Genomic DNA, 13869 nt, shown 5'->3' on the forward strand with positions numbered 1-13869 from the left:
CCCCCAGGTTGCAGTCCAGGGTGGGAAAATCAGAACACGCCGGGCACCAGCCGCCAGCGGGTTTTCTGCATGAAGGCGCGGTATTGGGGATCCTGGCTCAGCAGGGTTTCCTCGGCCTGCAGGCGCAGGATCTGGGCCCACCAGCCAATTGCATAAAGCGCGATATTCATCAGCGATGGCATCATCATCAGCAGCCCGATGTGGACCATCAGATAGCCGGCATAGATCGGATGGCGCACCAGCCGGTACATGCCGGTGGTCTTGATCCCGCGGTTGGCCGGAGCCACCCCAAAGCTGCGCCGCAAAAACATCTTGCCGGCCAGCTGCACCGCATTGCCCGCAGCCACCAGCCCCAGCGCGATACTGCCCAGCGCCACCATCGCATCTGGCACCGGCACCGGCATGATCAGCATCGGCGCGGCCGTGGCGGTAATCGCCAGCAGCCAATCGCCAAACCGCATGGAAATCGCCTCGGTCGGCCGGCGCAGCAATACGAACAGCAAGACCGTAGTTTCCGTAAGCAGCATCAGCGGTGCAAACGGATTGCCGGCCGAAGATTGCCACACCCGGAAAACCAGCAGCAGCCACAGCGCCACAATAACAGCCTGTTCGGCCCGATCCAGCCGGCGCGGCGTAAGCCAGTGCGGCAGCGAAGGTGTGGTGGTTGTCCCGTTCATGACCGTGGGAATGACACGAGATGGTTAACGAATGGTTGGGGCGCGGGAAAGGCCGGTTCCGCGCGGCGCCGCATCACCATCACGCGCCCGCGCAGCGGCGGCGCTGCAAACGCCCCGCCGCGCTGCGCCGGGTGAGTTAGGGGATGATCAGGCTGGCCAGGGCCATGCCGCACTGGTCAACCGATTGGCACTGCTGGCCCCGATCAGCCTTGGCGGCAAGCAGTGCCTGCGTGCCGTGCGCCAGGCCAAGCGACGTGCTCCCCAGCGCGGCGATCGCAAAGAGCGCTCCTTTGGGAAAAAACCTCATGCTGAACTCCCTTGTCGTGCGGCCCCAAGCAGGCGGCAAGACGTTTATGGCAGACGCGAATGACGTGCGCATTCCAGTCTTATGTCGGTGATGGGGCAGGCGGGTGACAGCGGGGTGACAGGGGCTAAGCTGCCTTTGCATTTCGGTGCGCCCTTGGACGGGGGCACGCAATACCATGTCTCTGTGCCTGAGCCGATCCGCAATCAAACGAATCGCATCCAATTCTGGCCGTGGGCAGGTTGCACCGAATTGCGTGCCAAGCGAGCTGGGACTGCCACCCTTGCGAACTTAATAAACATTTTTCCGAGGGTATTTAGCAGTTTGTGTTAACTGCGCCCCTAAACCCTTTTTGCAATCCCGAATTCAAGCTATTGACTGTCGAATGGGGCGGCAAATTCCACATGACGTGAATTCAGTTGATCGATTGAGCGAAAATCAGGTTGAAGCCCTGATTCGCAGCCTTTTGGGGCAGACTTCGAAATCGATTGCCAAGCAAATGTCCGATGGTGAGAAATGCATTTCGCCTCACACGGTAGATAGCTGGATGCGCAAATCAATCGTCACGCTTGGTGTGTCGAGCCGCGATGAAGCAGCCAATTTGGTCAGCAGGTCGCCGCGAGCCGGGGAATATCAAAGCTTGATATCTCAATCGTCGCCTATTGTGGCGGATTTCCTTCAGGCTACGCCACTGTCGTCGCGGACAGGATCGGCAAGCAGCGGAGCAATCTGGGGCTGGCCGTTCCCTACCAAAGGGCGACCGGAGAACGACGACACACTAGCGTGGCGGGTTCTTTGGCCGATCCTGATCGCGATAGGTACGATCTTCGCTTTTTCCGCGCTCTATGCGGTATTGCGCGGCTGGAGCGAGATGGCATCCGGCTGACGCAGCCGTCAGAAAGGATGTTATCTAGATGTCGATTTCCCAACAAAAGATCGCAACGGCTCACAAACTTGCCAAGCAGCTCCATGCGACCGAGCAGGCGGTTTCGGAAGCCTACACCGAAATGGCCAAGTTCGCTGCAATGCTGCCCCAGGCCCAGGCCGAGGCCAATGTATCACGCATCGTTGGCCGCAAAGTCGTGGCCAAGGCAGGCGAAGGCATGTCGATTGCGAGCAACCTCTTTCAGGTGATCACGGAAGCCCATTTGCTACTTACGGCCGTGCAACACCAAGTCGGGCTCGAAGTATTCGATTTTGGTGCAGGGACTGACAAGCCAAAGAAATCTTTTGGCTCAACGGTTGTCGTGCCAGCACGACAGCTTGAACAAGTGGCGTGAAGGAGGGATTGTGGCGGCTTACTTCTACACTCTGGCGATCATTGGATGCGCCCTTGCATACTGGAAGGGTTCAAGGAGTGAAAAGTTCGCCGCCATGATCTACATCGCTGGATCAATCACGACCACGCTCGCCGGAACGGCGTCGCAGTGGGCCCTCTTTGAGCCGAAAATATTTTTGATCGACTGTTTGATATTGGTCGGATTTTGGATGATCGCGTTAAGATCGAAAAAATTCTGGCCATATTGGATCACCGGATGGCAGTTGGTTGGTGTTTTGATCCACGTTCAGAAAGCATTTCTTCCTGGAATTGCGCCTGAACCTTATGGATATCTATCAATGTATTTAAGTATACCGGTGCTAATACTTATTGTTATCGCGGGAATAACAGATAAGAAACTAGTCAAAGAAACAATTTCGATAGCCCAAATGCTGCAACCAGATGGGGACATATTAAAGGGCCGCCATCGTGGGCAATGACAATGAAATCAGACCAAAATTTCGCAGCGAGAAGGCGAGTAAAATCCGTAAGCCAAATAGTTTTATGCTGGTCGGTTCAGGTATTGAAGCCGAAGATTCGGTGCAGCGGGATCTACGGCTAAACTGGGCTAAAGAAATTTTGCGCGAACGCATGCTCCGCCGCCAATTTATGGAACCTGAGATTTTCGGAGAACCAGCTTGGGACATTCTGATCTCGGCCTATCTTGCTGAGCAGGCCGGTGTTGAAAATTCGGTTGTCGAGGCTTGTACCGTTTGCCGCCTGAATTTTGTCGTCGGATTTCGTTGGTTCAAGGTTCTCGAGGGCTTCGCTCTCATTTCCCGCATTGGCACCGGAAAGGAATTCGCAATGCGCGCGAAACTGACTCAGGGGGGGCAACTCGCAATCGATTCCTATCTAGACGCAATAATGAAAGAGCGCACCGGCAGGCATTAGATTTTTGGTGCGCTCGCGCCCAAACCATGCTAGCCAGCGCCGGGAGTTCGAAAATAAAAAAGGGAAGTAAGTTGACTTCCAGTAACCAATCTATCGATGAGTTGATCGGTGAGGCTGAGGCCTTGTTGGCTAAGTTAGACGAAATTCCAACGTGCCCGGCTGCGGCGCATGTCGCTAGTGCTATTAGCGCACTGCAGGAAATTCTTGAGCCAAGGGCAAAGAAATCAGTTTAGGATAACTGACGAACTGAGCCGGGAACTAGTTTTCTAAAAATTTGGAAATTCCTCCAAGCTTGGCAGCAATTGGCGTTGCCGATTTTTGCGATCAAGCAAATAGTGTCTCATCGCCCTGTCGCCTTTCGTAGTGAGGACAACCCAAGTCCGCCGCTTGTCCAAATTGTCGGCGAAGCGAGTGACCAGCGCATGGCCTTCAAGCAGTCCGATCCATCTAAGTGCGGTGGTAGGAGGTGACCCAGAGCCATAGCAAAGTGCAGTGATCGAGAGCCTTTTTTCGGCGACGGCTGCGATGAACAGGTCCAGCATCATGTCCCATGCCGGCTCACCGAACAAATTTGATTCAAAATATTTGGAACGACGCCTCCGCTCACGATATTCTTCGAGCGCCAATCTTCCAAGGAACGGAGTATCATCCATTCTTGAATTATTCTTGGTATCGAAAATGTCATGCGCTTGGCCGTTGCCATTTCTTTCGCCATCGATATCGGCCGTATCGATCATTTCTCGAATCGCAAGAAGGCATGCGGCGGCTCTGCCGTATTCACCCAAAGTACTGACCATCTGATTGCCCATATAGTTCCCCACCACGAGTGATATTGCTTAGGGAATTTCACCTTGTCAAAACTGGCGGAGCTATGACAGTTACTTTTCAGCACATATTTTGACTCCGTTTTGGATCGAATTTCGTACCGTCCAAGAAAACGCGGTGACGCGTGCAGAGCTTTCGGCAACTTCCGTGCTCCAGCTCCGGGCACATCCGTAGTCCCCAGGCTGGGCCCATCCACAACGGCTGCCCCGCAGCCTAGCGCCCGCCTAACCCTTGACTCTCCCCCCACACCCGCTATTGGCCCGCCCCGACCGGGCGTTCGCGCTTGGTCATCCGTCCGAGACAGTTGCTGGGGGTTTCCCCCTTAATTCGCAGCCTAGGCGGGGACAGAGAATTTCCGGCCCTGGCGCTTTGCCGCGGCTTGGCCTGGCGTTTTTGGCGCCCTCCTTCCCCATCGCAAACGGACTCGCCCATGGTGCTTTTGCATCGTGGACAAACCTAGCCGGTCGCGGCGGGGGCTTTGCCTTCACGCGGCCATTTGTGAAGGAGTAAGGCATGGATCGTTCGCAAAAAGCCGACGCGGTCGCATCGCTAAATTCGGTTTTCGCCGAGGCAGGCGTGGTGGTAGTCACCCGCAACCTCGGGCTGACGGTGGCCCAGTCCACCGCGCTGCGCACGAAGATCCGGGAAGCCGGTGCGTCCTATAAGGTTGCGAAGAACTCACTTGCCAAGCTTGCCATCAAGGACACCGACTATGTCGGCCTGAACGATCTGCTTACCGGCCCCACCGCGCTTGCCAGCTCGGTTGATCCGGTAGCAGCCGCCAAGGCCGTGGTCGAATTCGCCAAGACGAACGACAAGATCGAAATCGTCGGCGGATCGATGGGTACGCTGGTTCTGAACGCGGATGGGGTCAAGGCGCTTGCCTCGATGCCGTCGCTCGATGAACTGCGCGGCACCATTATCGGGTTGGTCCAGGCCCCTGCAACGAAGATCGCTCAGCTTGCTACCGCTCCGGCGGCCAAGCTGGCCCGCGTCTTCAGCGCATACGCCGAGGCAGCTTGATCCAAGCGTTCAACGAATATTCCGGACGCAGCCCGTCCGGTTCCATCATTTTAGGAGTGAAACATCATGGCTGATATTGCCAAACTGGTTGAAGACCTTTCGAAGCTGACCGTTCTGGAAGCTGCTGACCTTGCCAAGGCGCTTGAAGAAGCGTGGGGCGTGTCTGCTGCTGCTGCTGTTGCCGTGGCTGCTGCCCCGGCCGCTGCTGCTGAAGCTGCTGAAGAAAAGACCGAATTCGACGTTATCCTGACCGGCGACGGCGGCAACAAGATCGCCGTCATCAAGGAAGTCCGTGCGATCACGCAGCTGGGCCTGACCGAAGCCAAGGCGCTGGTGGAAGCCGCTCCGAAGGCGATCAAGGAAGGCATCAACAAGGCCGAAGCCGACGACATCGTCGCCAAGATCACCGCTGCTGGCGGTACCGTCGAAGTCAAGTAAGCTTCGATACCAGTTTTGCGGCTGTCTTGAAGCAGTCGCAAATGGGAAGGGCGGCCTCTCGGGGCCGCCCTTTTTCGGTTAATTCGCCTGGGCAGCCTTCACTTCAAAGTCTTGAGATAGTCGATCAGCGCCTTGCGATCGGCCGCATTGCCCATTCCGGCGTAGGTCATCTTGGTTCCCGGAACCATCTTCATCGGATTGGTGAGATAGGTATCGAGGGTCTGTTCATCAAAGGTCAGCCCTGAATTCTTGTTGGCATCGCTATAGGCAAAGCCGGGCACGGCGCCGGCTTTGCGGCCAAACACGCCCGCCAGACTTGGGCCCACGCCGTTCTTTCCAGCTTCAACCGAATGGCAGGCGGCGCACTGTGCAAAGGCGGCGGGCTTGCCATCGGCAGCAGCCATGCTGGCCGAGGGAACTGGTGCAGGGCCAGATGCATCGTTGCCGGCGGGCTGTTCCGCAGCGGGCTTTCCGCAAGCCGAAAGCGCCAGTGCCAGCGCGATGATAGTGCCAGTTGCCAAAGTCTTTTGCATGGTTGCGATCCCTCCCTTGGGGTCAATGAAGTCTTGATGCCTTGTAGATCAGGCGAAGGCTGCGGGGAAAGTGTGTTTGTGTCCACAGCCGTTGCATAAATCGCACGGCTGCGGTGCGAATTGTTCGATGTCAGGCAAAATGGCTTTTCCAGCATGGGCCAAGCGCCTATCCGGGCCGGCTTTATGTCTGACGCAAGCACCCTTGATCCCTGGCGCACCGAACTGCGCGCTATGCTGCAATTGGCGGCGCCATTGGCGCTGGCCAACTTGCTGTGGATGGCGATCGGGACAACCGATGTGATCTTCGTGGCCATGCTGGGCCAAGAACCGCTGGCCGCATCCAGCCTGGCGGTAACGCAATACATGCTGATCAGCTGGGCCTTGACCGGCCTGACCGGGGCAGTAGCGCCGCTGGTTGCTGCTGAACTTGGGCGAAAGCGGCACGCGGTGCGCGAAGTGCGGCGTTCAGTGCGGATGGCGCTGTGGCTGGCAGTGGGCACGGGGCTGCTGGGGGTGATGCTGTGCTCCTGGGGTGAAGGCTTCATGCGGCTGACCGGGCAGGATCCGGAAATATCACGAAATGCAGGCGCCTTTCTGGACATCATCAAATGGGCGATCCCGGCGATGGTGATATCCAGCGTGCAGCGCACTTTTGTCTCCGCGCTCAATCGGCCGCTGCTGGCAACCGGCATCACTGCGGCAGCGATCGTCATCAATGCACTGGGGAACTGGGTGCTGATCTTTGGGCACCTGGGGATGCCTGCCATGGGCCTGGAAGGATCAGCCCTTGCCAGCGTGATCACGGCCTTTGCGATGGTCGGTGCATATGCCCTGGTCATTGCCTGCGACCGGCGGCTATCGCGCTATCGCCTGCTGGGGAACTGGTGGCGGCCTGAATGGCAGCGCCTGCGCGATCTGGTTCGGATCGGCCTGCCAATCGCCTGCATCATCATTGCCGAAGGCGGCTTTTTCAGCAGTGCGGCCTATCTGATGGGCCGGATCGGCGCGGCGCAATTGGCGGCGCACACCGTGGCGCTGCAGATTGCCGCATTGGCCTTTCAAGTGCCGTTCGGGGTTGGGCAGGCGGCGACAATCAGGGTGGGGTACCATTTCGGCGCGGGCGACCGTGAAGGTGTTCGGCTGGCCGGGAAGGCAGCCTTGTGGACGGCCTTCGCCTTCTCGTTTGTGGGGGCCAGCGTGATGATGCTGTTCCCGCATCAGGTCCTCTCGCTCTATGTCGATGCGGCTGATCCTGCCAATGCCCAACTTATTACCCTGTCGGTGCGATATCTGGCGGTGGCAGCACTGTTCCAGATGTTTGACGGGGTTCAGGCGGTGGGTGCTGGCGCGCTGCGGGGCTTGCAGGATACGCGGATGCCGATGGGAATCGCCCTGTTCGGCTATTGGGTGCCCGGCTTCGGGCTTTCGCTGGGGCTGGGGCTGTTTACACCGCTGGGCGGGCTTGGCGTCTGGATCGGGTTGGCCGTGGGGCTGGTGGTGGTTGCTATCCTGCTGCTGCATCGCTGGCGCCGCCGCGCAGAGCTGGGCCTGCTGCCGGCCTGAAAAATTTGACTCAGACGTGCCTTGACGGCGGGTGAACGCACACCCATATGCGCCGTGCTGGCACTCGCCGTGTGTGAGTGCCAACGATCATCAACCATCATGTAGAGAGGTATTCCACATGAGCTTTCGTCCGTTGCACGACCGCGTGCTGGTTCGCCGCGTAGAGGCTGAAGAAAAGACTGCTGGCGGGATCATCATCCCCGATAGCGCCAAGGAAAAGCCCGCTGAAGGCGAAGTCGTTGCCGTTGGCGCCGGCAACAAGGCCGAAGACGGCAAGGTAACTCCGCTGGACGTCAAGGCCGGCGACAAGGTGCTGTTCGGCAAATGGTCGGGCACCGAGGTCAAGCTTGATGGCGAAGACCTGCTCATCATGAAGGAAAGCGATATCCTCGGCATCATCGGCTGAGCGAACGCCATCTTCTGCTCTACATTCAAAGGAAATGAACAATGTCAGCCAAAGACGTAAAATTCGGCCGTGATGCGCGTGAACGCATTCTCGCCGGTGTCGATATTCTCGCCAATGCCGTCAAGGTAACGCTGGGCCCCAAGGGCCGCAACGTGGTGATCGACAAAAGCTTCGGCGCTCCGCGCATCACCAAGGACGGCGTCACCGTCGCCAAGGAAATCGAACTGAAGGACAAGTTCGAAAACATGGGCGCACAGATGCTGCGCGAAGTGGCTTCGAAGACCAACGACCAGGCCGGTGATGGCACCACCACCGCCACCGTGCTTGCCCAGGCGATTGTTCGCGAAGGGATGACCTGCGTTGCTGCCGGCATGAACCCGATGGACCTCAAGCGCGGGATTGATCTGGCGGTAACCGCAGTCGTTGCCGATCTGGTCAAGCGTTCGAAGCCGGTTTCCGGTTCGTCGGAAATCGCCCAGGTCGGGATCATCTCGGCCAATGGCGATGTGGAAGTGGGCGAAAAGATTGCCCAGGCCATGGAAAAGGTCGGCAAGGAAGGCGTCATCACGGTTGAAGAAGCCAAGGGGCTCGAGTTTGAACTTGATGTCGTCGAAGGCATGCAGTTCGATCGCGGCTACCTTTCGCCCTACTTCATCACCAACCCCGACAAGATGACTGTCGAGCTGGAAAACCCCTACATCCTGATCCACGAAAAGAAGCTTTCGTCGCTTCAGGCGATGCTGCCGGTCTTGGAAGCCGTGGTCCAGTCGGGTCGTCCGCTGCTGATCATTGCCGAAGACATCGAAGGCGAAGCGCTGGCTACTCTGGTGGTCAACAAGCTGCGCGGTGGGCTCAAGGTTGCGGCCGTTAAGGCTCCTGGTTTTGGCGATCGCCGCAAAGCGATGCTGCAGGATATCGCGATCCTGACGCAAGGCGAGATGATCAGCGAAGATCTGGGCATCAAGCTTGAATCGGTGACGCTGACCATGCTGGGCCAAGCCAAGAAGGTGACGATCGACAAGGACAACACCACGATCGTCGATGGTGCCGGACCGAGTGACGAGATCAAGAGCCGGGTCGAACAGATCCGCGCCCAGATCGAAACCACCACCAGCGATTACGACAAGGAAAAGCTGCAGGAACGTCTGGCGAAGCTCGCCGGCGGGGTTGCTGTGATCAAGGTCGGCGGGGCTTCGGAAGTTGAAGTCAAGGAACGCAAGGACCGCGTTGATGATGCACTGCATGCCACCCGCGCTGCGGTTGAAGAAGGCATCGTTCCCGGCGGCGGCACGGCGCTGCTCTATGCCACCAAGGCATTGGCCGGCCTGAAGGGTGCCAACGACGATCAGACCAAGGGCATCGACATTGTCCGCAAGGCGATCACCACCCCGCTTAAGCAGATCGCCAGCAACGCCGGGCATGACGGCGCTGTTGTATCAGGCAACCTGCTGCGCGAAGACGATGAAACCCAGGGCTTCAACGCTGCAACCGACGTTTACGAAAATCTGGTCAAGGCCGGCGTGATCGATCCTACCAAGGTTGTTCGTACTGCGTTGCAGGATGCTGCATCGGTGGCGGGTCTGCTGATCACCACCGAAGCTGCAATCAGCGAAAAGCCTGACGACAAGCCGGCTATGGGCGGAATGCCCGGCGGCGGCATGGGCGGCATGGGCGGGATGGACTTCTAAGGTCCAACACCTCTTGCCAAAGGAACCGGGGCCGGAAGGAGCAATCCTTCCGGCCCTTTCCTGTTAAGGAGCCTGCCCAAATAGGGTCTGCCTGGCTTGCTGGCGGCCATAAGTATTGCCGCGTGGATCAATCCCCCCCGCAAATCGGGCGGCTCGTCGCGCAGGGCTGGGCCTTGCCGCTCTCGTTAGGCAAACCGAAAGCATGTTTGGGCTATCGCTTTCCCGATGAAGACGGGATTTTTCTCTAGAGTGTTGACCAGCCTTGCTTTGGCTGGGGCGGTGCTGGCACCGCTTGCGCCTGCGCATGCCGAAAATCTTGAGAGTGAATTTGACAAGGCTTTCGCTGAGCGTCCGGTCCAACAGGTGGCCACACCCGGCCAGACACAGCAACTTCAAACCCGGCAGGTGCAGCCGCGGGTTCAGCCCACAACGCAAAGCACCAAGCGCGCTCCGCCCGCTTCCGTGCGGCCCTATGTCTCAACCCGCGGCCAACGCAGCTATCCCAGCGCGTTCGACGTTCAGATCGCGAACCTGGCGGATGATGGCAATGGCAGGATTGGCGTTGCGGCAATCGATCTGACCACGGGCCGCACGGTAGGGGTGCTGGGCGCCACGCCATTTCCGTTGGCATCAACCAGCAAGATCGCGATTGCTGCTGCGTTCCTCGACGGGGTTGATAATGGCCGGCTCAGCCTGGATGCCAGCTATCCGCTGATGGTCCCCGTAAAATCAAAGCGGTTTTCCAGCGTTACCGCTCCTGTTCGGCCGGGCGCGATGGTAACCGGGCGCAAGCTGATTGAACGCGCGCTGATCTATTCAGATAATCAGGCAACCGATGCGCTGCTGGCTGCAATTGGCGGACCGGCGGCTGTCAACCGGTGGATTCGTTCCGCCGGCATCACCGGCTTTCGGATGGACCGCACTATTGCCACGCTGGTCCGCGATGACGGTGAATACAATCCTGCCCAACTGATCGATGAGCGGGACAGCGCAACCCCGATGGCCATGGCTGAACTGTTGGCCGGGATATTCCAGGGCCGCTGGCTCAGCCCTGCCAGCCGTTCATTCCTGCTGGCCACGATGGAACGCTGTGAAACCGGCAAGCGCCGCTTGCGCGGACAGCTGCCTGAAGGTGTGCGAGTGGCCCACAAAACCGGGACGCTAAACAACACCGCCAGCGACGTCGGAATTGTCCGCGCCCCTGATGGGCGAGTCTATGCGGTGGCGATCTACGTTACCGGGCAGGGCGGCCATTCCGGACGCGATGCCAAGATCGCCGCACTTTCGCGGGCGATCTATGATGGCTATATCGGCCCGAGCGGTGGCAGCTACGCCTCCGCCCAGCGCTAGCTTTTAGGCCTTTGAAAATGCGGCCTTGCGGGGCCCCAGATAGCCGAACAGATAGGCGCCAACCTTGCGCATCTGAATTTCCTCGGCGCCTTCGGTGATCCGATAGCGGCGGTGATGGCGATAGATATGTTCAAACGGCTTGTGGCGCGAATAGCCGATCCCGCCGTGCACCTGCATCGCCCGGTCAGCCGCTTCGCAGACCAGCCGGTTGGCGTAGTAATTGCACATCGAAATCTTGTCTGACAGCTGATGTTCCAGTTCCTTGTGCGGGATCTGGTCCATCTGCCAGGCCGTCTGATAGATGAAGGCGCGCAGCATCTCGCACTGGGTGGCCAGTTCTACCAGCGGGAACTGAATACCCTGATTGCGCGCCAATTCTTGTCCGAATGGCTTGCGCTCGCGCGCATAACGAACCGATTCCTCAACGCAAAAGGTTGCCGCGCCAAGTGACGAGGCCGCCTGGCGAATGCGGTTCTGATGGACAAAGCTTTGCGCAATCGACAGCCCCCCATCAACCGGGCCCAGCATCGCGCTTTCGGGCACCCAGCAATTTTCGAAATGCATCCGTGGGTGGTCGGTCGGCATGTTGAAAGTCCACATGTATTCATCGACGACCATCCCAGGGGTATCGATAGGCACCAGCAGGCAGCTGATCCCTTTGGCATCGCCCGCCTTGCCCGATGTGCGGCAGAAAGCGGCGCAATGCGTGGCGACGTGCATGCCGGTGATCCACATCTTGCGCCCATCGATCCGCCAGCCGGGCACGCCATCGCGGCTTTCGCGCACGGCAACGGTTTCCATATGGGTGGCATCGGATCCGTGGTCGGGTTCGGTCAGGCCAAAAGCCACCCGCTTTTGCCGATTGAATCCACCCAGGATGAATTCTTCTTGCTGGGCAGGCGTGCCGAAATGTTCAAACATGGCGACGAACGGGAAGTTGCCGACGATTGAATGTTCGTTCTGCAGATCGTTGTGGAGCCCCAGACCCTTGGCGGCGAAACGATCGCGGATCACCGCCATCGCCAGGTTTGTTCCACCCTGGCCGCCGTACTTCTTGGGCGCGGAAAAGCGCCAATGCCCGGCCTTGTCCGCCCGCAATGATGCCTCGCGCAGCAGCAATTCCCATTCATGGCGTGGCAGCCCTTCGTTTTCAAAATCAGTCCGGGCATATTCCCGGCGGTGATCGAAAAAGCGGATATTGTCATCCTGCTGTTCCAGTGGTTTGATTTCTGCCGCGATGAACGCGTCAAGTTCGGCCAGGTAGTCAATCAGATCCTGGGGCAATGCAAAATCCATGTCAGTTTCCTTCCCAGCGGGCCCGCGCGATGGCGAGGGCCGGATATTTCGGCATGTCGGCAGTCAATTTGTCGAGCGCCATACGGCGCAATTTCGCCAGGATACCGGGCGTGGCCAGATCAACCTTGCCCGACATCAAATCGGCGCAAAGCTGTACGTCGATTGCCGAGGGCTGCTGCTCCAACTCTCGCATCACGATCCCCAGCGCATTGCGCGCTACCGCCAGATCGAACTTGCTGCGGCCTGAAACCAGCGGTTTGATGTCATTGGTCAGCCATTCGGAAACCGCTGTCAGCATTTCCGCGCCGCTGGGCTCGCCCTTGCTGGTTTTCCGGGTGGGCGCAGGTGGGGGCAGGGGGATAGCCCGCTCGGCAAGCGGAGCAAGCTCTTCGAGCAGCAACAGCAGATCAAGCTCTTGTTCGGCGGTGCGGCGAGCCACCACCACCCGTTCAACCGAGCGATCGTGCCCGTCCCGCCAGAAGGTGCCCATTTGCAGGCAGCCCAGTGCCCACCAGAACGTGCGGTAGAACGTCCAGAAACGAAAGCGCTGGGGATCAAAGGTTTCGCCGCCAGCGGCTTGATAGGCATCGGCCAATTCTTTGATGCTGGTCAGTCCGTAGCCAGGCCGGTCTGGCCGCGAAAAGCGCCACACGGTCATGCAGCCGAAAGCCAGATCCTCGTGCCAGTCACCCAGATGGGCCAATTCCCAATCGAGCACGCCGGTCAGCCGGCCATGCTCAAACATCAGGTTGCCCAGTCGGAAATCGCCGTGAACCAATTTGGGCGGAGCCGGTGGCGGGATGTTTGCCTCCAACCAGCGCAGCGCCAATCCCAGAATTGGGCGATCCGCGCCGTACGCGATGAAGCGGCTGCGCAGTTCGCCCAGCGCCAATGCGGTATCCATCACCGGAACCGGCAAGCCGGTGCAATCGATGCTGTGGGTGGCGGCCAGTTCGCGGGCGATATCGCCGATTGCCAGCTGCGGATCGGTTTCGGCCAGGAACACAACCGGATCAGGTGAACCCGATATTGCCCGCATAACATAGCCAGAACCGATGCCATCCCCGGCTTCCAGTTCAACCAGAACTTCAGGGGCCAGAACCCCGGCAGCCCGCGCCGCGCGAACCAGCGCGGCTTCCCCGTGATGGTCCATCGGCCGGCCCGCCATCATTTCCAATGATGGAGCACGGCGCAGCACGCAAACCTCGCTGCCCGCCGCAAAGCGCCAGCTTTCCATGTTTGCCCCGCCAGACAGCCGTTCCAGCCCGCCCGGGTGGGGCAGGCCGATCCGGGCCAGCGCCCGGGTCAATCCAGCGATAAGGGAATCACTCAAGCGCGCTTCTCCCTGCGTTCGAAGGGAAGTTTAAGCGCGCGATTAAATCGGTCAAGCAATGAACCGGGCCCGCACCAATGAAAAGGGGCGCGAGGTTGCCCCCGCGCCCCAAATCATTTGCCGTGCGGCGAAGATTACATCTTCGAAGCAGCGTCGGCAGCGGCTTCGCCGGCAGCCTTGGCAGCGTCGCCAGCAGCAGCAGCGCCAGCGGCAGCAGCCGA

At 59.0% G+C, this 13869-nt stretch carries 17 protein-coding genes; 10 read left to right on the forward strand and 7 right to left on the reverse strand.

Annotation, left to right across the window (positions count from 1 at the left end; all coding sequences use genetic code 11):
* Positions 1 to 29 precede the first annotated feature (29 nt).
* Positions 30 to 677, reverse strand: a complete 648-nt coding sequence (locus ABL914_RS12650; protein WP_391563544.1) for a methyltransferase family protein — start codon at positions 675 to 677, stop codon at positions 30 to 32.
* Positions 678 to 813: 136 nt separating this feature from the next.
* Positions 814 to 984, reverse strand: a complete 171-nt coding sequence (locus tag ABL914_RS12655) for a hypothetical protein (protein WP_391563545.1) — start codon at positions 982 to 984, stop codon at positions 814 to 816.
* A 406-nt stretch (positions 985 to 1390) separates the two neighbouring features.
* Here ABL914_RS12655 and ABL914_RS12660 point away from each other — a divergent pair, with 406 nt between their 5' ends.
* Genes ABL914_RS12660 through ABL914_RS12675 form a run of 4 tightly spaced genes read left to right on the forward strand, consistent with a single transcriptional unit; the run spans position 1391 to position 3193 of the window.
* Positions 1391 to 1867, forward strand: a complete 477-nt coding sequence (locus ABL914_RS12660; RefSeq protein WP_391563546.1) for a helix-turn-helix transcriptional regulator — start codon at positions 1391 to 1393, stop codon at positions 1865 to 1867.
* A gap of 28 nt (positions 1868 to 1895) precedes the next feature.
* Positions 1896 to 2261 (forward strand): hypothetical protein, encoded by a 366-nt coding sequence (locus ABL914_RS12665; RefSeq protein ID WP_391563547.1) that lies wholly within the window; start codon positions 1896 to 1898, stop codon positions 2259 to 2261.
* The gene (locus tag ABL914_RS12670) at positions 2245 to 2739 is read left to right on the forward strand and encodes a hypothetical protein (RefSeq protein ID WP_391563548.1); all 495 of its coding nucleotides are present in this window, start codon (positions 2245 to 2247) and stop codon (positions 2737 to 2739) included. The genes ABL914_RS12665 and ABL914_RS12670 overlap by 17 nt, the downstream gene beginning before the upstream one ends.
* Positions 2729 to 3193 (forward strand): hypothetical protein, encoded by a 465-nt coding sequence (locus ABL914_RS12675; RefSeq protein ID WP_391563549.1) that lies wholly within the window; start codon positions 2729 to 2731, stop codon positions 3191 to 3193. The genes ABL914_RS12670 and ABL914_RS12675 overlap by 11 nt, the downstream gene beginning before the upstream one ends.
* Before the next feature lie 266 nt (positions 3194 to 3459).
* Here the strand turns inward: ABL914_RS12675 and ABL914_RS12680 are convergent, their stop codons facing one another.
* Complete coding sequence (locus ABL914_RS12680; protein WP_391563550.1) at positions 3460 to 4002, reverse strand: MarR family transcriptional regulator; 543 nt, start codon at positions 4000 to 4002, stop codon at positions 3460 to 3462.
* A 529-nt stretch (positions 4003 to 4531) separates the two neighbouring features.
* Between ABL914_RS12680 and rplJ the strand changes: the two genes are divergently transcribed.
* Entirely contained in the window at positions 4532 to 5041 is a 510-nt protein-coding gene (rplJ, locus tag ABL914_RS12685; RefSeq protein ID WP_391563551.1) for a 50S ribosomal protein L10, read from the forward strand.
* Positions 5042 to 5107: 66 nt separating this feature from the next.
* A complete protein-coding gene (gene rplL / locus ABL914_RS12690) occupies positions 5108 to 5479 on the forward strand; it encodes a 50S ribosomal protein L7/L12 (protein ID WP_391563552.1) in 372 nt (123 codons plus the stop codon).
* Positions 5480 to 5577: 98 nt separating this feature from the next.
* Here rplL and ABL914_RS12695 read toward each other — a convergent pair whose 3' ends face one another.
* Positions 5578 to 6012: a c-type cytochrome gene (locus ABL914_RS12695; protein ID WP_391563553.1), complete on the reverse strand. Its 435-nt coding sequence runs from the start codon at positions 6010 to 6012 to the stop codon at positions 5578 to 5580.
* 183 nt (positions 6013 to 6195) lie between these two features.
* Between ABL914_RS12695 and ABL914_RS12700 the strand changes: the two genes are divergently transcribed.
* The 4 genes from ABL914_RS12700 (at position 6196) to bla (ending at position 11019) form a co-directional block, all read left to right on the forward strand.
* Positions 6196 to 7575, forward strand: a complete 1380-nt coding sequence (locus tag ABL914_RS12700) for an MATE family efflux transporter (protein ID WP_391563554.1) — start codon at positions 6196 to 6198, stop codon at positions 7573 to 7575.
* Between the two features lie 118 nt (positions 7576 to 7693).
* Complete coding sequence (groES, locus tag ABL914_RS12705; RefSeq protein WP_391563555.1) at positions 7694 to 7981, forward strand: co-chaperone GroES; 288 nt, start codon at positions 7694 to 7696, stop codon at positions 7979 to 7981.
* A gap of 41 nt (positions 7982 to 8022) precedes the next feature.
* Positions 8023 to 9669 carry a chaperonin GroEL gene (gene groL / locus ABL914_RS12710; RefSeq protein ID WP_391563556.1) on the forward strand — a complete coding sequence of 549 codons (1647 nt, stop codon included), beginning with the start codon at positions 8023 to 8025 and terminating at the stop codon, positions 9667 to 9669.
* A 249-nt stretch (positions 9670 to 9918) separates the two neighbouring features.
* On the forward strand, positions 9919 to 11019 hold the full coding sequence (gene bla / locus ABL914_RS12715; RefSeq protein ID WP_391563557.1) for a class A beta-lactamase: 1101 nt from the start codon (positions 9919 to 9921) through the stop codon (positions 11017 to 11019).
* 3 nt (positions 11020 to 11022) lie between these two features.
* On the opposite strand, the gene ABL914_RS12720 is transcribed toward bla, so the two are convergent.
* From ABL914_RS12720 to ABL914_RS12730, 3 genes are all read right to left on the reverse strand, one after another.
* Positions 11023 to 12315 (reverse strand): acyl-CoA dehydrogenase family protein, encoded by a 1293-nt coding sequence (locus ABL914_RS12720; protein ID WP_391563558.1) that lies wholly within the window; start codon positions 12313 to 12315, stop codon positions 11023 to 11025.
* A gap of 1 nt (position 12316) precedes the next feature.
* Positions 12317 to 13648, reverse strand: coding sequence for a phosphotransferase family protein (locus ABL914_RS12725; RefSeq protein ID WP_391563559.1), 1332 nt, complete (start codon positions 13646 to 13648; stop codon positions 12317 to 12319).
* The coding region (locus tag ABL914_RS12730) for a hypothetical protein (RefSeq protein ID WP_391563560.1) at positions 13641 to 13869 on the reverse strand (229 nt) is incomplete at its 5' end. The genes ABL914_RS12725 and ABL914_RS12730, both read right to left, overlap by 8 nt.

This window comes from Novosphingobium sp., assembly GCF_040079535.1.
Lineage (GTDB): Bacteria > Pseudomonadota > Alphaproteobacteria > Sphingomonadales > Sphingomonadaceae > Novosphingobium.